This window comes from Stenotrophomonas sp. TD3, assembly GCF_001939825.1.
Lineage (GTDB): Bacteria > Pseudomonadota > Gammaproteobacteria > Xanthomonadales > Xanthomonadaceae > Stenotrophomonas.
Genome location: NZ_MOYM01000001.1, coordinates 1,330,955 through 1,352,461, shown reverse-complemented (window position 1 = coordinate 1,352,461; position 21,507 = coordinate 1,330,955). Strand labels below are relative to the sequence as shown.

Genomic DNA, 21,507 nt, shown 5'->3' with positions numbered 1-21,507 from the left:
TTGCGGCGCGACGGTGCCGCAGCGTCGCTCAGGCCGCTCAGTTCGCCGCGTCCTGCTTGCGTCGACGCAATCCGGCGGGCGGGTCGAACAAGCTCGAAGGCACTTCATCGAAAGAGACCTCGGTGACACGCAGGCCGCGCTCGGTACGCTGGTTACCGGTGCGTCCGCGGTAGCCCAGCATCAGGCCGGTACGCGTATCGATCCACAACGTGCCGGAGGTGGTGCCATCGGGGCCATGCGCGTTGTCATAGCGCCAGCCGGCAGCGAGGCGGCCCAGGATGAACTCGCCCGGAGCCGGTGAGCAGCGCCCGCCGATCGTCTGGCATGGGGCGGCGGGGTCGTACCAGTAGGGCCCACTGGAGTCGGCGACCGGCAGCGTGTAGTTGCCACGTTCGCTTACCAGCCATGCCCGTCCGCGTTGGCCTTGGGTGGTCAGCCATGCATCGGGCGCATTGCTGCCGCGGAAGTCGATGCGGATGGCCGGCCCGCGCAGGCGGATCTCGACCTCGACCTCACCGCCAGGCGCGTTGGGACCGAGCGGGCCCAGGCCATAGGCGCGCGCCAGCAGTCGCGCCTGCGCAGGTTCGCTGTCGGCCGCGTCCGTGGATTGCGCGGCCGTGGTCCAGGTTGCTGCCATCAACAGGCTGGCCAGCAGCATCCGCATGTCAGCGCGCCAGGTTGTTGCTGTCATGCACGGGGCTCTGCATGCGGACAATGGCATAGGACTCGATCGGCATGCGGCGGTGGCCGGTGATCGGGTCCTCGATCAGCATCGACGCGGGCCGGAAGCTGTCGCCTTCGCTGACCAGGTCCGAGAGGCCGGCGATTACCCGGTCCGCGAAGGGGACGATCAGGGGCATCGGATAGGTGACCTTGATCTTGAGGATGTTGGCGTCCTGCACACTGACGCGGCTGCCGCCGACGCGTGCATCGCGGAACGCAAGGTTGTCGTTCGGCAGTGCATAGCGTCCATCGAACTGGCGCTCGCGGAACTCGTTGTATGCCGCGCGGCTGGGCGAGATGACTTCGATCTTCGGCGACAGCAAGGGGTTCTTCCACAGCAGGGCGACCTTGGCGCGGGCGGCGACGGCACCGGCGGCATCTGGTGAGGTCGCGTACAGGGGAGCCATCGCCATTTCCAGCGCGCTGCGCATCTCTGAATGATTGACGCCACTGACCGCGCCGGCACGCGCGGCCTGCAGCGTGGCGAAATCCAGCAGCGACTTGGCGCGATAGATCAGGACGAACTGGAAGATGACCAGAATGAGGAAGATGAAGGCCGGAACCACGATGCAGAACTCAATCAGCGACTGGCCACGCTGACGGCCGACGGATGTGCGGATGTGCTTCATTGCAACGCCCTCGTGGATGGCGGTGTCGCAGGCGGGGAAGGGCACCATTGGAACGTCTCGCCCAGCGCCGGATCGATATGGCTGAGGCTGTTTACCGGCATCTCGAGCGTGGAGTAGGCACCGCGGCACCAGGCGCCGCGCCACGGACGTACGGCCTCGCGCCAGCCAACGGCTCGCTGGTCGCGGTCCAGGAACAACAGGTCGAGCGGGTACCCCATCGCCAGCGTGTGTACGCTCGAGCAGGGCGTTATCAACAGGCCCTGCCCGGGCTGCAATGGCGCGCGCAACAGCAGGCCGCGCAGCCGCTGGTGCCAGCGATCGGCATGCCAGACGCAGCTGAGCAGTTGCTGGTGGCCGCGGACCAGAGCGCCGGTTCTCATGCGCGGGGCCTCACAGGATTCCCTGCTGCTTCATCTGCAGGAAGATGAAGTAGGCCAGGACGACGAAGATCAGCGGGAAGAAGAACAGCACCAGCGGAAGCATCATCTTCACTGGGGCTTCCAGCGCCAACTTCTCGGCGCGGAGGAAGCGCTCTTCGCGGCGTTGCATGGCCTGCGAGCGCAGTGTGTCGCTGAGGCTGGCACCCACCCGGTCGGCCTGGATCAAGGCGCTGGTGAAGCTGGTCAATTGGGAGATGTCGGCGCGATCGGACATGCGTCTCAGTGCTTCGGCGCGCGGAAGGCCCGCGCGCAGATCACGCAGCATGCGCGAGAACTCCTGTGACAGCGGTCCAGGCGGCCCCTTGTCGACGGACTGCTCGATCGCACCGGTGATGTTCAGGCCGGCTTCGACGGCCATGGTGATGAAGTCGAGGAAGATGGGCAGGTCGCGGACCACGTGCTTGGAGCGCGCCTTCCGCCGTTCGCCCAGCCACAGCGTGGGATACATCCAGCCGAAGGGTGCACCGAACGCCAGGGCCATCAGCACGGAGCCGAATCCGAATTTGCCCAGCAGGATGATGGTGAACAAGAGGAATGAGCTGGCCACGGCGGCGGAAACGATGCGCGCGCCATACAGTTCTTCCGGCGACAGCACGAAGTCCTGGCCGGCCGATTGCAGGCTGCGGTGCGCGCGCTCCAGCTGCGCCGAGGACAGTCGCGGCCCGGCCAGGCGCGTAGCGACCGTGATCAATGGCCACAGGATGCGCAGCAGCAGCGGCAGCGGATCCTGGTAGTTGCGCTGGTCCACCTCGACCGACTGCACCAGTCCGCGCAGCGCGAATGCAAGCAGACCCACAGCGGCAGCGGCAAGCAGTGCGACCAGGATGAGCAGGGCGTTCATATGTCGATCGTCATGATTTTGCGGCACATGCGGTAGCCGAGGTATTCCAGTACCCCGATCAGGCCCATGACGCACCAGCCGATGAAGGTATGGAACATGGGGTTCATCGTTTCCGGATAGAACAGCACAAGGAAGCCGACAAGACCGGCCGGGAGCATTGCCATGACGATGCCCTGCAGGCGCCCCTGCGCGGTGAGCGCCTTGACCTTGCCTTCCATGATGAGCTTGCGCCGCAGAGTTTCGGCAAGGGTGGAGAGGCTCTCGGCGAGGTTGCCACCGACCTCGCGCGAAATGCTCACGGCAGCCACGAACAGCTTCACGTCGGCGATGGGTACGCGGGCGGCGAAGTTCTCCAGCGCCTCCTCCGTGCGCACGCCCATGTGCTGCTCGCGCAGCACCAGTGCCAGCTCCTGGGCCAGCGGAGGCAGGCCATCGTGGGCGAGTGCTTCCAGTGCGGGATTGAAGCCGACGCCGGCCTTGAGGCTGCCGGCCAGCATCAGCAGGCCATCAGGCAACTGCTGCTGGATCTGGTCGAGGCGGCGCTGCTTCAACCACAGGTAGATCTTGCGGGGTGCTACGGCCAGCAGGATCAGGGCCAGGATAGGCAGCAGCAGGTTGCCGCCGGTGACGATCCACAGCAGCACGGGAATCGCCAGCAGCATCAGGACGTTGGTCCTGAACAGCACGCGCGGATCGACGAACAGGAACATGTCGGCCAGATTGACCCGCGCCTGGTCCATGAAGTTGGCGCGGTACCGGTCCATGAAGCCGGTGCTGGCGCGTGCCAGCAGCAGTACCGAGCCTGTCACGCAGGCAAAACACAGCAGGGCGATCAGCAGGATGTCACTCATTCCGCCGTCCCCCGCTGCGGAAGATGTCCAGGTCAACCGAGACGCCGCGCTCGGCAAGCTCTTCATAGAACTCCGGCACCGCACCGGTCGCGACGAACTCGCCCACCACCTTGCCATCGCGTCCGGCACTGGAACGTGCCTTGAACAGGAAGACATCCTGCAGCTGGATGGTTCCGCTTTCCATGCCGGTCAGTTCGGTGATGTGGCTGACCTTGCGCGAACCGCAGGGGAAGCGCTTCTGGTGCACGATCAGGTCCACCGCGGACGAGATCTGTTCGCGCACCACCGTCATCGGCAGTTCCATGCCGGACATCATGACCATCACTTCCAGGCGCGACAGCGCCTCGCGTGGATTGTTGGCATGGGCGGTGGTCAGCGATCCTTCGTGGCCGGTGTTCATGGCCTGCAGCATGTCCAGTGCTTCGCCGCCGCGGCACTCGCCGACCACGATGCGGTCCGGGCGCATGCGCAACGCGTTGCGTACCAGGTCACGGATGGAAATGTGACCCTTGCCCTCCATGTTGGGAGGGCGCGCTTCCAGGGCGACCAGGTTGGGCTGCACGAGCTTCAGTTCGGCCGCATCCTCGATCGTGACGATGCGATCGGTATCGGGAATGAAGTTGGAAAGGATGTTGAGCAGGGTGGTCTTGCCGGAGCCGGTGCCGCCGGTAACGACGATGTTGCGTCGTTCGCGCACCGCAACGATCAGGAACTCCAGCATCGGCTGGCTGAGCGAACCGAACGTGAGCAGGTCCTTTCCTTCCAGCTTGCGCTTGGCGAACTTTCGGATGCTGATGCTCGGGCCGCGCAGCGCCACCGGCGGAATGATGGCGTTGACGCGGGAGCCATCCTTCAGTCGCGCATCGACCATTGGTGAGCTTTCGTCGATGCGGCGGCCGAGGGGCGTCACGATGCGCTCGATGGCAGAGAGCACCGCGCGGTCACTGGTGAAAACAATGGGGGACCGTTCGATCCTGCCGGCACGTTCAATGAAGATCTGGTCGTGCGCGTTGACCATGATTTCCGTCACCGTCGCATCGTCGATCAGGTCTTCCAGCGGGCCCAGGCCGATGGCCTCATCGAGCACTTCCTTGGCCAGCCTGCGCGGGTTGATCGTCTTGGGAAGCTCGGAAAACTCCCGTTGCATCACTTCATCGATCAGCTTGATGGTGGCGTTGCGCAGTGACTCATCGTCCATGCTGCGCACATCCAGCCGGCGCAGGTCCATCTGCTTGACCAGGGAGGCATGCAGCTTTGCACGATAGACGGCCATGTCCGGCGGCAGCTGCTCCGGCCGTGCCAACTGGCGTTCGTTGGATGGCTGCGCCGGTGCCGGTGCCGGTGACGGCGCGGACTCCAGCGGTGCGTCGTTGGCTGCGCCTGCATTGAAACTACCGGCGTCGGCGATGGGCTCGGCCGGAGGGTCGTCGTCCACCACCTGCAGCAGGTAGTCACCGATCTGCACGCGGTCACGGCTGGTGAGCGGGCCGCGGCTGCCTTTGACCTGCTCGCCATTGACCAGTACCGGCGAGCGGCCTCCCAGGCTTTCGATGAAGATGCCCTGATCCTCGCGCTTCAACGCCGCGTGGCGTTGGGCGATGCTCCAACCCTGCAGGACCACCAGGTTGCCGTCACCGCGGCCGATCCCGCATTCGCGGTGCAGGCAGCGGACACGGCGCTGGTCGCGGTTGGGTGTGTCGATGAGGATGTTGAACATGCGCCGGCTCCGGTTACTGCACGAAATTCTTGTTCCGGCGCGGCATGGCCTGCTGGCCGCGCTCCTGGATCTGTCGCGCGCGCTCCAGGCCATCGAGGTTTTCCTGCGAGCTCGGCGTCACGACGCGCGGGGTGACGAACATCACCAGCTCGGTGCGATTGCCGCGGAAGCCATCGGAGCGGAACAGCTTTCCGAGGATCGGGATATCGCCCAGCAGCGGCAGGCGCTTGGCATCCTGCTGCGCGCTGGAGTCGATCAGCCCGGAGATCACGATGGTTTCCCCCGCGTGGACATTGATTTCCGACTCGGTGCGGCGAGTGGTGAAGCCCGGCACGCCCTGCACGGTTACCGTCGGATCGACACGGCTGACCTCGGCCAGGATGCGGGTGGAGATGTCCTGGTTGAAGTTGACCAGCGGCTCGATGTCGAGCTTGATGCCGTATTCCTTGTAGTCGACAGTGACCTGGCCGAAACCCTGCGGAACCGGGATCGGCACTTCGCCGCCGGCCAGGAACTTGGCCTGCCCGCCGCTGCGGGCACTGAGTTGGGGCGAGGCAAGCAGGAACGCCTTGCCCTTGTTCATCATCAGGTTGATCGCCGAGCCGATCTGCGTGGCGATGCCAAAGAAGGCCTGGGTTCCCTGCAGCTTGTTCGGCAGCAGCACGCCGTTGGCCGGGCTCTGCTCGGGGTTGATGCGGTAGTAGTTGTTGTTGGTGAAATCCTTGACGATGCCCGCCACCGGGCCACGGATGACGTTGTCCCACTGGATGCCGAGTTCTTCCAGTGCATTGCTGTCGAACTCCATGATCTTCACGTCCATCTGCACCATCGGACGCATGCCGACCGGGTCGGCGGTGGTGAAGTTCAACACCGTCGGATAGATCTTCTGGATCGCATCAATGCGGCTGCCGATGCCCGGATTGATGTCCTGGCCGGTAATGACCACGCGGTCGGCGACGGCATGCACATTGATCTTTTCCACATCGGCCAGCAGGGTGCGGATGGTTTCGGCCAGGCTGACCGCATCGTTCTCGGAAATGTCCACCTGCACCTGCAGCTGCTTGCCGTTCTGCAGCCACAGGTGAACCGTGGTGGAGCCGGGCTTCATGCCCATCATGATCAGGTCACGCGGCCCGACATTGGTGACTTCGAGCATCTCGCCACTACCGACGGCCACGCGCTTGAGCCCGCTGGGAAGCGTGTAGACGGCGGCCTGGCCGGCATAGATCCGGGCGCGGGTGGGCAGCGGCACCGCAGGCATGGCCGATGCGCTGGTGCGATAGGCGGGATCGACAACCGGCGCCGGGAAGGCGCTCTGCCCGCCCGGTACCGGTGCATGGTTGGTGCTTGCCTGCGGCTGTGCCTGGACGGCGGGGCGCGGTGCGACCGTAATCGGCACCGGGGTCAGCTGGGTGCCAGTGGTCTGTGCCACGGCCAGCAGTGGTGCGGTGGCAACAGCGATGGCCGCGGTGGCGGCGATGAGGCTGCGGATTCCATTATTGCTGCGCATTCGTCGACCCTTTGCCCCCAATGATGAATTGCACGCCAGCACGACCCTGCGTGCCGTTGCCGAGCAGTTCCCTCTGCGTCATGCCACTGAGGCCGAACGCACCACGATCCTCCACCTGGCGAAGCATCACCCGCATCGAACCCGCCTTGGCGGCGACCGTGAGTCGCTGCGCCTGCGCCGGTGTCAGTTCCAGGGTGATGTTCGAATAGCCCTGCTGGTCTTCCGAGGCCGGCGTTTCGCCGACGCGGTTGCCGGTTGCCAGTACATTGATGTCCTCAAGCAGCGGCAGCACCCGGGCACCGGTCTGTTCCTGCTCGACGGTGAGCAGGATGTCGACATGGTCACCGGGGGCGATCATGCCGGAGATCGAGTTCGTCTCATCCACCTGAAGGGTGTAACCCACGTTGCCCTTGGCGATCACGCGCGAGAACTGGTCGTACAGCGGTACCAGTGCGCTGGCGCCCAGCGGTGCTCCTTCGCGGATCGGCGCGCGCAGCATGCGGCCGCTGTACTCGGACACATTGTCCGGCGTGATCGCATCGGCAGGCGGCAGGTCGGCGGGGACTTCGCGCACTGCAAGGTCGGCAACGGTGACGATGCTGCCCGGTTCCATGTCGGTCTTGGGCACAGCTACCGGCACCATTTCCACCGGCGGGGCGGCACGCTCGTTCACCGCCTTCTGCACGTAGCGTACGGCGACCAGGGCCGCGAACAGGCCAAGGGCGAGGGCGATGATGATGAAGACGACATTGCGGTTGGCTTTCAGCGGGAGCGCCTTCATACGACTCCCATCGACAGCATGTAGGTGAACCCCTGGTACGCCTTGCGCAGTGAATCGATCAGCTCGAGCACGATGTTCGGCTCGGCGACCAGGACCAGGACACCGACGGAAGCGACCACGGCGTACTCGATCAGTGCGGCCCCGCGCTGGCGGCGTAGGGACGGTGGAATGCGTTTTCTCATGGCGGTGGTCTCAGTGCTGCGACTGGTTGACGACAATCGAGGTTCCCTGCTCGTGCCGGTTGAAGGTCATGGTCATTTCCTGGCTGCCCTTGCTGTAGCGGACAACGCACTGCAGCGCGATCATCGAACACCCTGCTGGGCCGGAACTGCGGCTCCAGCCATCCGCTGGGAGGCGGCTGGCGTAGAAGGCATCGGTCTGGAAGGGAGACAGCGTGCTTTCCATGGACAGGCTGCGCCCGGGCGTGTCCAGGTAGGTGATGTCATTGATCACCTGTGTCCCGGACGGCTTCGGGAAATCGGCGCCGGCCGCCGCATCGGGCTTGCGCTTGAGCAGGCGTGTAATGCCGATCTGTGACTGGCTGCCACTGCCCTTGGCCGATACCTCGATGGTCACGTAGTACTCGCCGTGTGCATGGCCGATCACGGTCTTGCCGCCGACCTCGTTGATCACGGTCTGCCCGGGCCATTCGCGGTTGTAGTAGCTGACGATGGACGACACCGGCAATGTGGACGTGAAGCGCGAGATGCGCATGGGCAGGCCGTTGTAGAGCATGTCCTTGGCCACCCACTCGCTCTGCGCACCCTCGGGCTCGGGAATGTCGGGCCAGGACGCGGCCAGCGCAGGCCAGGCGAACAGCAGCGCGGCCAGTGCCGCCAGGATGTCAACGCGACGGCGCATAGGCAGGCAACTTGTCGACAGGCACCACGTCGGGCGCGATGTAACCGGGATCAAGCCTGCTCAGCGTCCCGATCATCGGGATGCCGGAGAGGCCGTCGAAGGCCTTGGCGATACCCGCCATGTGCTGGGACGGCACCAGCGGCTTGACCTGCGCCATCACCGAGCGTGACGAGTTGACCTTGAGCCCGGAACCGGCGGCATTCCACGGGTCGGCCAGCACCACATGGGTGGCCTGCAGCTTCAGGCCCAGCGAATCGAACGGTTCCAGGTAAGCGGCAGCACTGCCATTGGCACTTTTCAGATCCTGCACATCCAACCGCAGCTGGGCCTGGGTCAGGCCGTTGCGGTTGGGCGGGAACGAACCGAACATCGAGGTCACGTCGCCGATCTTCTTCATCATGCCGCCTGCCGACGTGCTGGTGTAGGAGACCAGGGCGAGGTCACCGCGCCGCACCAGCGGCTGGTTGGAGAAGGTGTTCATCAGAACATCGCCGACAGCTGCATCGCGTGCGCCGGTCTGTGCCTGGCTGACGATGGGGTCGTTGGCGCGCCCGAAGTAGCGGTCGACGGCAAGATCGCGCTGGCGGCCGCTGGCCGGCAGTTTGTAGTCCGGCGATACGGTGGCTTCCCAGGCGATCGCGCGCGCGGCCTGCTGGGTGGCCTGGCGGGCGTGGATGTACTTGGCGAGGATCGGGATCAGCAGGAAGATCGGCACCAGCACGGCGCAGAGCACTGCGACTTCGGTGAGACTCTGGCCGCGCTGGCGACGCGCGCCGCGGAATGGGCGTTCCCTGTCCATGGCTACCTCAGCAGGTCATCGTTGGGAGGACGGTTCGCGCGGTACCTCGAGGTCGCCGCGTTCAAAGGGCTGGCCCACCGTCATGCGCTGCGTGGTCAGGCGGGTGCCATTGCCGTCCAGGGGTTCCTGTTCCAGGACAATGGCGTAGCGGCTTGGCCGGTAGTCGTTCAGCGCACCGGGAGTGAAGCCCCAGCTGGCACCGGCCGACCACACGCACTGGCTGAATCGTCCGTTCTCGTCTTTCCACGCGTTGCACGGTTGGCCGGCGACCCTGCGGTTGCCCGCGCGCTGGAAGCCCGGCGAGGCGGTGCCTTCGTCGGCCTCGGCGGCAAAGCGGGCGAGGCCGTCGCTGTCGGCAGGCGACTGGCTGCGCTCTCCGGTTGCCAGATCGACCTGCTCCACGCCGGAGGCGCTCTGGGTCTCCTGCAGGCCGGTGGTCTCCAGGCGGAACTGGCAACTGGTCGACGGGCCATCGTTGAGCAGGCGCCACTCGCGGGTACGGAACACTTCTTCTTTGCTGGAAAGCCAGGCTTCGTAACGGACGGTCCCGAGGCGGGCGACATCGGCGTCTTCCAGTGCGCGGGTCGGCAACCCGGCCGCCTGGCAGTCGCTCAGTGCCTGCTGGTAGCTGGTGCGTGCCGCATTGCGGCCATCCACCAGGGTCTCGGCGATCTGGTCAAGATGGATGCCAGGCATGTTTTTGGCAGCGGCCGGCTCACCGTTGTCTGCCGCGCTGCCACAGCCGCTGATCAGCAGTGTGGCGATCGACAGGTGCAGGCGATTGAATACAGCAAAGGTCATGGCATCAAGGCTCCGGCTGCCGCCAAGGCAGCCTTGGTGGTGGCGTCGGTCTTGACCAGTCGCGCCTGCCAGTAAGGGCTGAACAGATTTCCGGTCTCACGCTTGCGGTCATCGCGGCTGAACATGCGCAGCTGCACCGGGCGGTCGAAGAACACCTGTGCGGAGGAGAGCGCCGCGATCTTGTTGTTGGCCATCTTGTCCGGCAGTTCCATCTGCGAGCCGGCCGGGGCACCGATGCCGGCGCCTGACGTGGTGCGCGCGCTGGTGCCGGCGGTCTCGGCATAGATGGTGAAGACCGGGCCGACCTTGTCGCGGTCACGATCATTGTCGGCGTAGGGCTGCAGTGCCTGGCCGGCCTTGACGTCGTGATAGTCGCGCAGGCCGTTGTAGCCGGTGAAGAAGGCCTTGCGATGCTGGCCATTGGCGAAGCGGACGTTGGCATCCTGGCTGCGGTCGACAATCCATGCCGCGCCACGGTTGCGGCGCACCGCTTCGCCATACGGGCGGTAGCGGCGGCGGTCCCAGTCCGAGTACCAGCCGTTGCCGTTGCCGAAGCCATTGAGGAAGCGCTGGTTGCGATAGCTTTCCACGGCCTGCGCGCCACCCCAGCCGACCGGAATATCGATATCAGGAAGCGGCCACGGCAGCGGGAGCTCGACGGCCATGGTGTCCAGCGCTGCCCATCGGTTGTAGTCGACCATGTCGGTGCCGCCGGACTGCACCAGGAAACCGAGGAAATCATCGCTGCGGCTCTTGCTGAAGCCATCACGCGACTGCATCACCACATTGCGGAAGCGGTCGGCGCCCTGGCGCTGCGTGGCCGAGCCACCGTTGGCGGTGCGGGGAATGCTGTAGCGCTGCAGCAGCCGATTCTCGGCCGTGGCCAGCTGCGTGCCGAGCACCGCGGTTCCGATGGTGCCCAGCTGTGCCTGCGGTGAGTTCCGCTGCAGCACATCCTTGGCGATGGTGTAACTGTCCAGTCGCGATACGCCTTCAATGACGAGCTGCACCGAGGCAGCGAACATCATGTTGAGCTTGTCGATGGCGATGATGGCCGCCTGCGCGACAGGCTGGAACGCCTGGCGGGTGACCTTGAGAATGCGTTCGGCGACCTTGAAGGCGGTTGCCAGTGCCTTGAACACCACGCCGATGTAGGGAATGGCGGAGAGCACATCCAGCGTGGTGCGGATGACGATCGACGTGGTGTGCATCTGGTTCAGCCACGAATAGAGGCTGATCGTCTGTGCCACGGCCACTTCGTTGGCAACCCGGGCACGGTTCATGTAGGCCGCGTAGTTCAGTGCGCGTGCCTGCTGGATCGCAACGCTGTAGGCGGCTGCGTCCGCCGCGTTGACCAGCTCCACCTTTTTGTTCACCACCTGCCCGGTGTTGAACAGCAGGACGATCCCGATGCACAGAACCAGAATGAGTGCCAGCCCGAGAACCATTGCTTGGCCGGCGACCGTTCGGTGTCTGGAAACGCCCCGGGCCGCACGGCTTCGTGCCAAAGCCAATGCGCTGCGCATAACGAATTCCTGGGCCGGAGGCCATGGCTGCCCGTCGCGCGCCGCGTGCGGTGCGCGCAGGGAGATTATGCTGGGAGGGCCCTGGCGGCTTCATGCCGCCAGGGCTGGGGTATTACTTGTTCTTGTACGCGTCCATGCCCTTGGTCTTGTCAGCTTCCTGCTGGGCGCTGTTGGCCTGGTTCTTGGCGCGGTTGATCGACTGCGTCGCGCTCTGGCCGGAAAGTTCTTTCGACATGCCTGCCACCTGGCTGCGAACCGTGCCTCCGAAGAAGGTGACGGCTCCGATCGCGGCAATGGCGATCAGCGCGGTGATGATGATGTACTCGGTCATGCCCTGACCGGCCTGCTTACGGGAAAAACGGATGTGACGACGGCTGCGTTCCATGTATTTCCTCCTTGATGGCAGGAATCCTCCCGGGTGTGCGGGGTATTCGGCGTGTCCGCTGGGGGATCCTGATTAATGGCAGGGCGAGGTAAAGACAGGAAGCTCACACCCTGGTTCGTCGAAAATTTGTCGCTTGTTCGAGAACGGGGCCAAGCCTATCGACAGAAAATTGACGATACAAGTCAGGTTTTTCCGATATGCAATGAAATATTTGAAAATGTGATGCGTATTGCAGATTAACAATTACCTGCACATAATCACGTCAAATTTGAGCTAGATGCACCCATTTTCAGTGAAGAAATTAACATTCAACTGACACATTTGTGTCACGCAGGCGGCTGGGCGTGTCGGATTTTTGGCGCATCCCGGAGGCGCGTGCAGGGCCTTGTTCGTATTCAATTCGAACGATGGATTCGAATGTATTTACTTCGCTGGATTCACGATGAAGCGGATGGGCATGCAGCGCGGAAAAGAAAAAAGCACATGCAGGGCATGTGCTTTTTCCGGAGTGCTTCAACGCAGTAACGTCGTGGTGATATCAGCGCTTGACCAGCTCCACGCGACGATTGGCACGACGCCCTTCTTCGGTTGAATTGTCGGCGACCGGCTGGCTCTGGCCAAAGCCTTTGGCCGTCAGGCGATCGGCTGCGACTCCGCTGCCGACAAGACGCGTGCGTACCGACTCCGCACGCGCTTGCGAGAGCGTCTGGTTGTGCGATTGGCTGCCACTGTTGTCGGTGTGCCCTTCCACGGAAAGACGAAGCTGTGGGTCTGCCTCCAACAGCTGGGTGACCTGTGTGATCTGTGGTTCCGAATCGGGCAGGATCTCCGCGGCGTCAGTTGCGAAGTTCACCTGGATGGACACCTTTCCACTGCTGTCCAGTGCCTGTTTCAGCGTGTTGGCTTCAATGACCTTGGCCGTGATCTTCACCGGTTTTGTCTCTGCGACGAGCAGGCCGCCGGAGTTTCCACCCGAGCCCAGGTGAATCCAGATATCGCGATCTTCGCGATGGATGACATAGGTTTCTGCGGGTTCGTTGTAGATGTCGCCGATGCCGCCGACATAGGTGGTCGCCGCCTTGCTGTTGCCGATGTCACGCGATGCATCGGCAGGAATGGTGCCGGAGAAAATACGCTTGCCACCCAGGGCCTCGACCAGGCTCTGCACATTGCGGCTGAGTTCCAGCTGCGAATACGGGTGATCGCTGCTGCTCTGCAGTACCGACGAATGAACCTTGCCTTCAATCCACTCCACACGATCACCGGTCCAGAACGGTACGCGATCAAATTCGCTGTCTACGACGTCCTGGCTGGTGTAACCCTGTGGCAGTCCGAGATAGGGGAAGCTGCCGATGGTTGCCTGCGATACGGGCAGCTCGGCAACATTGAAGGCTGCGGCCTTCTGGCTTCCATCCGCGGCCGAGGCAGCCTGCGGTGATGGTTCGGCTGCGGCGCTGGAAGGTGCGGCCGATGAAGCGCCACCCTCTGCGGGCGCTTCACCAGCGCGCTTGCAGGCACCCAGTGCCAGCACCAGGCTGGCGGCCAACAGGCTCGCGCGCACTGCGGACATCGTCGATCCGTGCTTCTGCATCATGAACGCACCTGCTTCATCAATTCGTTGCAGACTTCGCTGGTGGGCTTGTACTGACCCTTCTTCCAGGCATCGGTGATCTTCTTCTGCGTCTGTGCTTCGGCGGTGTCATACGCCTGGTCGAAGCCAGCTTCGGCACCGAATACGGTTTTTGCCTGCGCCTTGTGGCTTGCGCGCAGCTTGGCGGCCTGTTCCGGGGTTGCACCGCACGCCAGGGCGTTGCCTGCATGCGTGCCTCCCAGTGCGCCGAACTGCGCCGCACCGCCGCCCTGTGCGACTGCAGTGCCGCTGCCGATCAGCAGGGCGGAGGTGATCACTAGCTTCGTCATGAAATACCGCATGTTGATGTTCCTCATCCGGCCCGTTAGCGGGCATCAATCCCCTGTGGCCCGAGCATAGCAACAGGCAGTGAGTGCCAGCGTGTCGTTGCATCGCCACGGCACGGCCAGCGGTCAGGGCGTGGGCACGAGGGTCGGGCGGGATGTGGAGCAGATCCTGGCGTTGGACGGCCGTCGAACGTGGAAGCGGGGCGGTCGGCCGGGCATCCACGCATGGCGTGGATCTACTGATGGGTCTGACGTCCCTGCATGGCGGAGATCCATTGATGGATCTGGAGCAACAAGCCCCTCTGTTGAGGGGCTGCCCCGACAGGGGCGGGGAGAGGCCGGCAAGGGGAGGGGCCCGAACGTTGCGCAGCAACGTTTGGGGCGAAGCGCGCGCAGCGCACTTCGCATCCCCAGCCAGATAACTGAAAAAGGCTGCCCGAAGGCAGCCTTTTTCAGTTATCTGGCGGAGAGAGGGGGATTCGAACCCCCGAAGCGCGGTTTAGACGCTTACACACTTTCCAGGCGTGCTCCTTCAACCACTCGGACACCTCTCCGGATCCCTGCCGTCGGCAAACGCCTCAGCAGGGGCGCAGATTCTAGCGGGCGGCGCGGCCGGACACAAGCACCCTGATCAGGGACGCATCCAGGGGCATTGTTGGCGAGGGGGCTGGACAGGCATGGCACAATGGAACATCCGATGGAAAACGGTGGCCTGATGTCCTATCTCGTCCTTGCCCGCAAGTGGCGTCCGAAGCGTTTTGCCGAGCTGGTGGGCCAGGAGCATGTGGTCCGTGCGCTCAGCAATGCGCTGGACAGCGGCCGGGTCCACCACGCGTTCCTGTTCACCGGTACGCGTGGCGTGGGCAAGACCACCATCGCGCGCATCTTCGCCAAGTCGCTGAACTGCGAGCAGGGCACCAGCGCCGATCCGTGCGGCCAGTGCGCGGCCTGCCTGGACATCGACGCCGGCCGCTACATCGACCTGCTGGAAATCGACGCCGCGTCCAACACCGGCGTGGATGACGTGCGCGAGGTGATCGAGAACGCGCAGTACATGCCCTCGCGCGGCAAGTACAAGGTCTACCTGATCGACGAAGTGCACATGCTGTCCAAGGCGGCGTTCAACGCGCTGCTGAAGACGCTGGAAGAGCCGCCGGAGCATGTGAAGTTCCTGCTGGCCACCACCGATCCGCAGAAGCTGCCGGTCACCGTGCTCAGCCGCTGCCTGCAGTTCAACCTCAAGCGCCTGGATGAAGACCAGATCCAGGGCCAGATGACCCGCATCCTGGCGGCGGAAGAGATCGAGGCCGACGGCAGCGCCATCGTGCAGCTGGCCAAGGCCGCCGATGGCAGCCTGCGTGACGGCCTGTCACTGCTGGACCAGGCGATTGCCTATGCCGGCGGCGCGCTGCGCGAGGACGTGGTGCGCACCATGCTGGGCACCGTGGACCGCACCCAGGTGGCGGCGATGCTCGATGCGCTGGCCGAGGGCGATGGCCCGCGCCTGCTGCAGGTGGTGGCCGCGCTGGCCGAGTTCTCGCCGGACTGGAGTGGCGTTCTGGAAGCGCTTGCCGAAGGGCTGCACCGCATCCAGGTGCAGCAGCTGGTGCCGGGCGCCGCCGCCGCGGAAGGCCTGGATGTCGCGGCATTCGCCGAGCGCCTGCGCCCGGAAGTGGTGCAGCTCTGGTACCAGATGGCCTTGAATGGCCGCCGCGACCTGCCGCTGGCACCGAGCCCGCGTGCGGGCTTTGAAATGGCGGTGCTGCGCATGTTGGCGTTCCGTCCGGCCGCAGCGGTACCGCCGGTGCCGAAGGCCGTCGACGGTGCGGTGGGTGGCACGCCGGGCGGTAACGCTGCCGGTGGTGGCGCCGGTGCCGGTAGCCACGAAGCGAGGCCGGCCGCTGCCGCCGCTTCGGCCAGCCCGGCCGTGGCGGCGCAGGTCGCCGCGCCGGTGCAGGCTGCGCCGCGAGAACCTGAACCCGAGCCGGCCCCGCAACCGGAACCGGATCCGACGCCTGAGCCCGAGCCGGTTCCGGTGGAGGAGCCCGTGTCGCCGCCGCCGGTGAAGGCCGCGGCAGAGACGCCGGCGCCTGCCGTCACTGCAGAGGCAAGCGACGACCTGCCGCCGTGGGCCACTGACGAAGCCGAGGCGCGTGACGAGGCGTTGGCGGCCGAGATGTCCGGCCCGGACGCCGCCATGGCTGCGCCCTGGCACGAACCGCCGGCTCCCGCCGCGGCTCCCGGCGAGCCTGCACCGCCCGAGCGCCCGTTCCGCGCCGAAGGCATTGCCATTGCGCCGGCTGAACATGCAGAACCGGTCCCGGCGCCTGATGCCGCGCCGCAGGAAGGTGTCAGCGAGCTGGCCACTGCCGAAGACTGGCTGGACCTGGTCGCCAACAGTGGTCTCAGCGGCCCCTCGCGGCAGCTGGCGGCCAACGCTGCCTTCATCAGTTGCCAGCACGGGACCTTGAAACTGGGCCTTTCGCCCGGATTTGAATACCTGCGTTCGGAGCGCGCACTGGCTGCCCTGGGCGAGATGCTGCAGAAGGCCCTCGGCCAGGCGCCGAAGATCGTGGTCGAGACCGTGGAAACCGAACACGTTCCGGCCGAGACCCTGCATCAGCGCGCCGATCGCCAGCGTGGCGAGCGGCAGCAGGTGGCAGAGGCTGTTTTCATGGACGATCCGGAAGTGCAGGTGCTGATCCAACAGCACGGTGCCCGGGTTGTTTCCGATTCCATCCGTTCTTTTGACGAGTAAGACACTATGCGCGGCAATATCGCCCAACTGATGCAACAGGCCCAGAAGATGCAGGAGAACCTGCAGAAGGCCCAGGAAGAAATCGCCAAGATCGAAGTGACCGGCAGTGCCGGTGGCGGCATGGTCAGCGTGACCCTGACCGGCGCCAAGGAATGCCGCAAGGTGCGCATCGACCCGTCGCTGGCCAGTGACCCGGAGATGCTGGAAGACCTGATCGCCGCCGCCTTCAATGATGCCTCGAACAAGATCGATGCCGAGTCGAAGTCGAAGATGGGTTCGGCCACCGCCGGCATGCAGCTGCCGCCGGGCATGAAGCTGCCGTTCTGATTCTTGGCGGGGCGCCTGCCTCCGCAGGCGCCCGCTGCAACCCACAGTCGAGCATGGCTCGGCTCTACACGTAGCTGTCGAGCCTGCTCGACGCCAAGAAAGCATGCCGCCGTGTCCGCACCCCTGCTTGAACAATTGATCGATGCACTGCGGGTGCTGCCTGGCGTCGGCCAGAAGACCGCACAGCGCATGGCCTACCACCTGCTCGAGCGCGAGCGCGAAGGTGGCCAGCGACTGGCCGAAACCCTGGCGCTGGCGGTGGAACGCATCGGCCACTGTGCGCAATGCCGCGACTTCAGCGAAACCGAGCTGTGCCCGACCTGTGCCAACAACAGCCGCGAGCGCAGCCAGCTGTGCGTGGTCGAATCGCCGGCCGACCGCCTGGCCATCGAGAACGCCACCGGCTTCCGCGGTGTCTACTTCGTGCTGCAGGGCCGGCTGTCGCCGCTCGATGGCATCGGCCCGCGCGAGCTGGGCCTGGAGCAGCTGGAGCAGCGGCTGGCCGAGGGCGAGGTGCAGGAGCTGATCATCGCCACCAGTGCCACCGTCGAAGGCGAAGCCACCGCGCACTACCTGGCGCAGCTGGCGCGCGCGCGCAAGGTGCAGCCCAGCCGCCTGGCGCAGGGCCTGCCGCTCGGTGGCGAACTCGAATACGTTGATCGCGGCACGCTGTCACACGCGTTCGGCACGCGCAGCGAATTCCGCGACTGAGCCCTGTCCGGGCAACGCCCGGCGTGTCCGGCCTACAATGCGGAAGACATCCCGCCGAGGCCGACCATGAGCAACGAAACCCTCTTCAGCAAGATCATCCGTCGCGAGATCCCGGCCACCATCGTCTACGAGGACGACGAGGTGCTGGGCTTCAAGGACATCGCACCGCAGGCGCCGGTGCACGTACTGTTCATTCCGAAGAACGAGATCATCCCGACCCTGGACGACCTGCAGCCGTCGCAGGCGCACCTGATCGGCAAGCTGGCCCTGGCCGCCGCCGAGTACGCGCGCCGCGAAGGTTTCGCGCAGGATGGCTACCGCATCGTGATGAACTGCCGCGAGGATGCCGGGCAGACCGTGTTCCACATCCACATGCACCTGCTGGCGGGTGCGCCGCTGGGGCATTTCGGTACGCCGGGGCGCTGAGCGCCCGGCATCCACCCTTGCCCGCCGTGGATCCACGCGATGCGTGGATGAAGAAAGGCCGCCCGAAGGCGGCCTTTTTCGATCACGCATGGCGGGTGGCGATCACCACCAGCCCCAACGCCCGTAACCACCCCAGTACGGGCCATACGGGCCCGGGCCCCACGGGCCATAGGGATAGGGCACCACATCGACCTGGCGCTGTTCCGGCCACAGGTAGATCACATCGGCCGACAGCTTCGGCAGGCGGTAGTCGTACTCGCCGATGCGGGTGTTCTGGTAGCCGTCGATCTTGCCGATGAAGGTCACGTCGCGGCCGGCTTCAAACACGGCCGGGTCGTAGAAACCGGCGCGGCAGGCGATGAAGCGGCCGTCGCTGGCGTCGGACGAGGTGGTGTTCGGGCGGCCGCTGGCGTTGAGCGGGCGCGAGATCATCTGGAAGCAGGTCTCGCCCTGGCCGGGCTTGGTTTCGATGATGCGACCGCCCCAACGGACCGGCGTGCCGACCTGCTGGGTGGCGACCGAGTCGCGCGGGGAAACCAGGCTGAACTGTCCCTGCAGCGGCTTGGGGGCCGTGGCGCAGGCCGACAGGGCCAGCGTGGCCACAGCGGTGAGGAGGAACTTGGTGTTCATGGGGAGGCTCCGGAAGTCGGGCGATGCCTGCGCAGGTCCCGCAATAATGAAGCGAGGTCGGTGCAAGTTCCAGCGTAACGCGCGTCGGCGAAACGCTGGCTGAGTGCGAGCAGGGCCGGATCGGGGCGCTGGGCGTGTACCCGCCGTGACCAGTCGCATGCCGTCTCGTTGGGTTCGCGGGCCAGGCCAAGGCGTGCATAGCGCCGCCCCAGCCGGTGCCAGGCGCGCAGCAGCGGGTCGCGCTCGCGCTCGCCGCGGGCCAGCAGCCAGGCCATCCACGCCAGTGCCAGCAGCGCCGCGACCACGAAGCCGGCCACCAGCTGCGCCGGCCCGAGATCATCCAGCCCGAACGGCTTGAGCAGCTGTTGCTGGCGGCGTGCGTCGAAGGACAGCACCAGGTCGTTCCAGCCGCGGCGCAGCCAGTCACCCATCTGCCCCAGCTGCAGCCAGCGCTGTTGCAGCGGGGTGTCCGTGCCGGCCTGCAGGCGATCGTCCAGCGTGTCCAGGATGCGTTCCGGCGCCACGGCCGCAGTCGGGTCGACCCGGACCCAGCCGCGCTGCGGCAGCCAGACTTCGGCCCAGGCGTGGGCATCCATGCGCCGCACCACCCAGTAGTCGCCGATGCGGTTGCGGGTGCCGCCCGCGAAGCCGGTCACCACCCGGGCCGGAATGCCGGCGTTGCGCATCAGCACCACGAAGGCCGAGCTGAAGTGCTGGCAGAAGCCGGCCTTGTAGTTGAACAGGAAATCGTCGACCGGATCGCGCCCGGCCACCGGGGTGTCCAGCGTGTAGGAGAAGTCGCGGGTGATCCATTGCAGCGCACGGCGGACGATGGCCTCGTCATCGTTGCCGGCCTCCTGGCGCCATTGCTGTGCCAGCTGGGCGGTGCGCGGATTGAAGCCGGGCGGAAGCTGCAACGCGGCGCGGCGCAGGTAGGGTGACAGATCGGTGTCGAACCGTTGCGGAGGCGCCGAATGCAACCGCCAGCGGCTGAGCGCGGACAGCGTGCGGTCGCTGCGCAGGCTCATGTCCGCATCGAAGCTGCTGCCCTCCGGTGCGCGGCTGGGCAGGTCCAGCGCCACCAGCAGGCGACGGTCGGTGGGCTCGTAGTCGATCTGGTAGTCCCATCCCTGTGCGGCGGCTTCGACCACCGGAGCGGGGCGCCGGGCCGTCGCGCGATCACGGCTCCAGCGGTGGCCGTCGAACGACGTCAGCACCGGGCCGCGCCAGTAGCGCTGCGCGGGCTCGGGCACCGCGCCGAAAAACTGCACGCGCAGCGCCGGGGTGTCGTCGGCCATCAGGTCCAGCCATTGGTCCGGCGCCATGCTGTCAGCCAGGCCCGGTGTACCCACCGCTCGCTCGGGTACGCCCCACAGCGGCGTGGACAAGCGCGGGAACAGCCAGAAGCAGGCCAGCGCCAGCGGCAGGCCGATGCCCAGCAGGCGGCCGACACCACGCAGTTGCCCGTGCAGCGGCAGGCGAGGGCTGTGGCCCTCGTCCTGGGCCAGGCGTTGCAGCGCCAGCAGTGCGGCAATCGCGGCCAGCGCCGCCAGTCCGGTGGTCAGTGGTCCCTGGTCGAGCAGGAAGGCCGCGAACGGCGAGAACAGCGCGAATCCCAGCAGGCTGCGTGCATCGCGCAGGCTGCGCAGTTCGCTGGACTTGATCGCCAGCATCGCCGCCAGCAGGGCGCAGCCGGTGTCGCGGCCCGGCCGCACCATGCCCATCTGCCAGACGATGGTGGCCAGCATGGCCAGCACCAGCAGCAGGCGAACCGGCATCGGCAGTACCCGCCGCCACGAAAGCGCAGCGGTCAGTACAGCGGCGATCGCGATCACGATCGCCAGCACCGGCGGCAGCTGCAGCAGGAGTGGTAGCAGCGCCAGCGCTGCGCTGGCCAGGGTCCAGCTGCGGGCGTTGCGATCGAGCAGGACGGCAGGCTCAGTCATGGGGCATCAACGCCAGTGCGCGCAGGCACAGATGGTGGTGGCTGGCGCCCTGGCCGGGGCCGAACGGTGGATGGGCCGGAAGCAGCAGCGTGTAGCGACGGCCTTCGCGCTCGGCCATGTCGACCCAGCGTGCCAACCGCGCGATGCGCGCTTCATGGCCCTGCGGTGCCAGCGCGCGCCAGTCCAGCACCACTTCGATGCCGATCGGCTTCTCGTACTCGCGTACCAGCAGGCTGTCGCGGCGTGCCGAGTGTTTCCAGGCAATGCTGCGCGGGGCGTCGCCGGCACGATAGGGGCGCAGCTGGTGCAGCTCATCGCCACTGGCGTGGGCGCGGGTGTGCAGTGGATCGCTGCCACTTTCCGGAAGCGGCGGTGCCAGTGCCTCGGCCAGTGGATAGACCAGCAGCGGCTGTTCCGGCCACACCCACGACCATGCCCGCACCAGCCCCAGCGGCTGCGTGCTCGACAGGCGGATGCGAGGCAGTTCCAGCCAGCCGCGGCGCTCGCTGGGGACATCCAGCTCCACTTCGCCGCGACCGTGTGCAGGCAGTGCGACCCAGGCCTCGCTTGCACCCAGCTGCAGGTGCAGCCCATGGCGCGCGCGCGGGTCGCGCAACGACAGGTCCACGCGCAGGCGCAGGGGATGCCCCGCTGGAACCGGTTCGGCGGAGATTGCATCGATCTGTATGCCGGACAGCTGCAGGTGCGCGGCGATGGCGCTGGCGATCGCCGCTGCGGCCAGCAACAGGGCCAGCAGCAGGGCCGGGTTGTTGTTGTAGTTCAATGCGCCCAGCAGCATCGCCGACAGCAGGGTGGCGACGAACAGGCCGAAGCGGGTCGGCAGTACATAGATGCGATGGCGGTCCAGCCGCTGCGGCAAGGCTTCGGGCCTGCGTGGGCGTGCCAGCAGCTGCATGCGTGCCCAGCG

Annotated in this window: 23 protein-coding genes and 1 tRNA gene; 4 read left to right on the top strand and 20 right to left on the bottom strand. The window is 65.8% G+C overall.

The features are described 5' to 3' along the window. Window positions 1-37: 37 nt before the first annotated feature. The 17 genes from BKE09_RS06425 to BKE09_RS06345 form a co-directional block, all read right to left on the bottom strand. Window positions 38-691: a hypothetical protein gene (locus BKE09_RS06425; RefSeq protein WP_240502880.1), complete on the bottom strand. Its 654-nt coding sequence runs from the start codon at window positions 689-691 to the stop codon at window positions 38-40. After that, window positions 666-1,352 carry a TadE family protein gene (locus BKE09_RS06420; RefSeq protein ID WP_075675210.1) on the bottom strand — a complete coding sequence of 229 codons (687 nt, stop codon included), beginning with the start codon at window positions 1,350-1,352 and terminating at the stop codon, window positions 666-668. Before BKE09_RS06420 ends, BKE09_RS06425 begins: the two co-directional genes overlap by 26 nt. Next, on the bottom strand, window positions 1,349-1,732 hold the full coding sequence (locus BKE09_RS06415) for a DUF192 domain-containing protein (protein ID WP_075675209.1): 384 nt from the start codon (window positions 1,730-1,732) through the stop codon (window positions 1,349-1,351). The genes BKE09_RS06420 and BKE09_RS06415 overlap by 4 nt, the downstream gene beginning before the upstream one ends. A 10-nt stretch (window positions 1,733-1,742) precedes the next feature. Further along, window positions 1,743-2,633, bottom strand: a complete 891-nt coding sequence (locus tag BKE09_RS06410; RefSeq protein ID WP_075675208.1) for a type II secretion system F family protein — start codon at window positions 2,631-2,633, stop codon at window positions 1,743-1,745. Beyond that, a complete protein-coding gene (locus BKE09_RS06405; RefSeq protein WP_075675207.1) occupies window positions 2,630-3,484 on the bottom strand; it encodes a type II secretion system F family protein in 855 nt (284 codons plus the stop codon). Before BKE09_RS06405 ends, BKE09_RS06410 begins: the two co-directional genes overlap by 4 nt. Then, window positions 3,477-5,201 carry an ATPase, T2SS/T4P/T4SS family gene (locus tag BKE09_RS06400; RefSeq protein WP_083663060.1) on the bottom strand — a complete coding sequence of 575 codons (1,725 nt, stop codon included), beginning with the start codon at window positions 5,199-5,201 and terminating at the stop codon, window positions 3,477-3,479. Before BKE09_RS06400 ends, BKE09_RS06405 begins: the two co-directional genes overlap by 8 nt. A gap of 13 nt (window positions 5,202-5,214) precedes the next feature. Next, the gene (locus BKE09_RS06395; protein ID WP_075675206.1) at window positions 5,215-6,711 is read right to left on the bottom strand and encodes a pilus assembly protein N-terminal domain-containing protein; all 1,497 of its coding nucleotides are present in this window, start codon (window positions 6,709-6,711) and stop codon (window positions 5,215-5,217) included. Further along, entirely contained in the window at window positions 6,698-7,492 is a 795-nt protein-coding gene (gene cpaB / locus BKE09_RS06390; protein ID WP_014036170.1) for a Flp pilus assembly protein CpaB, read from the bottom strand. Before cpaB ends, BKE09_RS06395 begins: the two co-directional genes overlap by 14 nt. After that, the gene (locus BKE09_RS06385; protein ID WP_014646171.1) at window positions 7,489-7,674 is read right to left on the bottom strand and encodes a hypothetical protein; all 186 of its coding nucleotides are present in this window, start codon (window positions 7,672-7,674) and stop codon (window positions 7,489-7,491) included. The genes cpaB and BKE09_RS06385 overlap by 4 nt, the downstream gene beginning before the upstream one ends. A 10-nt stretch (window positions 7,675-7,684) precedes the next feature. After that, window positions 7,685-8,353 (bottom strand): hypothetical protein, encoded by a 669-nt coding sequence (locus tag BKE09_RS06380; RefSeq protein ID WP_075675205.1) that lies wholly within the window; start codon window positions 8,351-8,353, stop codon window positions 7,685-7,687. Then, the gene (locus tag BKE09_RS06375; protein ID WP_075675204.1) at window positions 8,337-9,152 is read right to left on the bottom strand and encodes a hypothetical protein; all 816 of its coding nucleotides are present in this window, start codon (window positions 9,150-9,152) and stop codon (window positions 8,337-8,339) included. The genes BKE09_RS06380 and BKE09_RS06375 overlap by 17 nt, the downstream gene beginning before the upstream one ends. A 15-nt stretch (window positions 9,153-9,167) precedes the next feature. After that, entirely contained in the window at window positions 9,168-9,953 is a 786-nt protein-coding gene (locus tag BKE09_RS06370) for a hypothetical protein (protein ID WP_075675203.1), read from the bottom strand. Then, entirely contained in the window at window positions 9,950-11,401 is a 1,452-nt protein-coding gene (locus BKE09_RS06365) for a pilus assembly protein TadG-related protein (RefSeq protein ID WP_075675202.1), read from the bottom strand. Before BKE09_RS06365 ends, BKE09_RS06370 begins: the two co-directional genes overlap by 4 nt. 190 nt (window positions 11,402-11,591) lie before the next feature. Further along, the gene (locus BKE09_RS06360) at window positions 11,592-11,864 is read right to left on the bottom strand and encodes a hypothetical protein (RefSeq protein ID WP_014036176.1); all 273 of its coding nucleotides are present in this window, start codon (window positions 11,862-11,864) and stop codon (window positions 11,592-11,594) included. Between the two features lie 538 nt (window positions 11,865-12,402). Then, a complete protein-coding gene (locus tag BKE09_RS06355) occupies window positions 12,403-13,458 on the bottom strand; it encodes an OmpA family protein (RefSeq protein ID WP_075675201.1) in 1,056 nt (351 codons plus the stop codon). Next, window positions 13,455-13,784 (bottom strand): hypothetical protein, encoded by a 330-nt coding sequence (locus BKE09_RS06350; RefSeq protein ID WP_126411778.1) that lies wholly within the window; start codon window positions 13,782-13,784, stop codon window positions 13,455-13,457. The genes BKE09_RS06355 and BKE09_RS06350 overlap by 4 nt, the downstream gene beginning before the upstream one ends. A 458-nt stretch (window positions 13,785-14,242) precedes the next feature. Further along, window positions 14,243-14,335, bottom strand: a tRNA-Ser gene (locus BKE09_RS06345). A 143-nt stretch (window positions 14,336-14,478) separates the two neighbouring features. On the opposite strand from BKE09_RS06345, the gene dnaX reads away from it, so the two are divergent. The 4 genes from dnaX (at window position 14,479) to BKE09_RS06325 (ending at window position 18,003) form a co-directional block, all read left to right on the top strand. Beyond that, entirely contained in the window at window positions 14,479-16,539 is a 2,061-nt protein-coding gene (dnaX, locus tag BKE09_RS06340; RefSeq protein WP_075676600.1) for a DNA polymerase III subunit gamma/tau, read from the top strand. Window positions 16,540-16,545: 6 nt separating this feature from the next. Further along, window positions 16,546-16,866, top strand: coding sequence for a YbaB/EbfC family nucleoid-associated protein (locus tag BKE09_RS06335; RefSeq protein ID WP_004154630.1), 321 nt, complete (start codon window positions 16,546-16,548; stop codon window positions 16,864-16,866). A 111-nt stretch (window positions 16,867-16,977) separates the two neighbouring features. Next, window positions 16,978-17,577 (top strand): recombination mediator RecR, encoded by a 600-nt coding sequence (gene recR / locus BKE09_RS06330; RefSeq protein ID WP_014036180.1) that lies wholly within the window; start codon window positions 16,978-16,980, stop codon window positions 17,575-17,577. 66 nt (window positions 17,578-17,643) lie between these two features. Then, window positions 17,644-18,003, top strand: a complete 360-nt coding sequence (locus BKE09_RS06325; RefSeq protein ID WP_014646179.1) for a histidine triad nucleotide-binding protein — start codon at window positions 17,644-17,646, stop codon at window positions 18,001-18,003. 102 nt (window positions 18,004-18,105) lie between these two features. Here the strand turns inward: BKE09_RS06325 and BKE09_RS06320 are convergent, their stop codons facing one another. The 3 genes from BKE09_RS06320 to BKE09_RS06310 are packed head-to-tail and all read right to left on the bottom strand — an operon-like array spanning window position 18,106 to window position 21,495. Continuing rightward, window positions 18,106-18,633, bottom strand: coding sequence for a Slp family lipoprotein (locus BKE09_RS06320; protein ID WP_014036182.1), 528 nt, complete (start codon window positions 18,631-18,633; stop codon window positions 18,106-18,108). After that, on the bottom strand, window positions 18,630-20,579 hold the full coding sequence (locus tag BKE09_RS06315) for a DUF3488 and transglutaminase-like domain-containing protein (RefSeq protein WP_075675200.1): 1,950 nt from the start codon (window positions 20,577-20,579) through the stop codon (window positions 18,630-18,632). The genes BKE09_RS06320 and BKE09_RS06315 overlap by 4 nt, the downstream gene beginning before the upstream one ends. Beyond that, window positions 20,572-21,495: a DUF58 domain-containing protein gene (locus BKE09_RS06310; protein ID WP_075675199.1), complete on the bottom strand. Its 924-nt coding sequence runs from the start codon at window positions 21,493-21,495 to the stop codon at window positions 20,572-20,574. The genes BKE09_RS06315 and BKE09_RS06310 overlap by 8 nt, the downstream gene beginning before the upstream one ends. Between the last annotated feature and the right edge of the window lie 12 nt (window positions 21,496-21,507).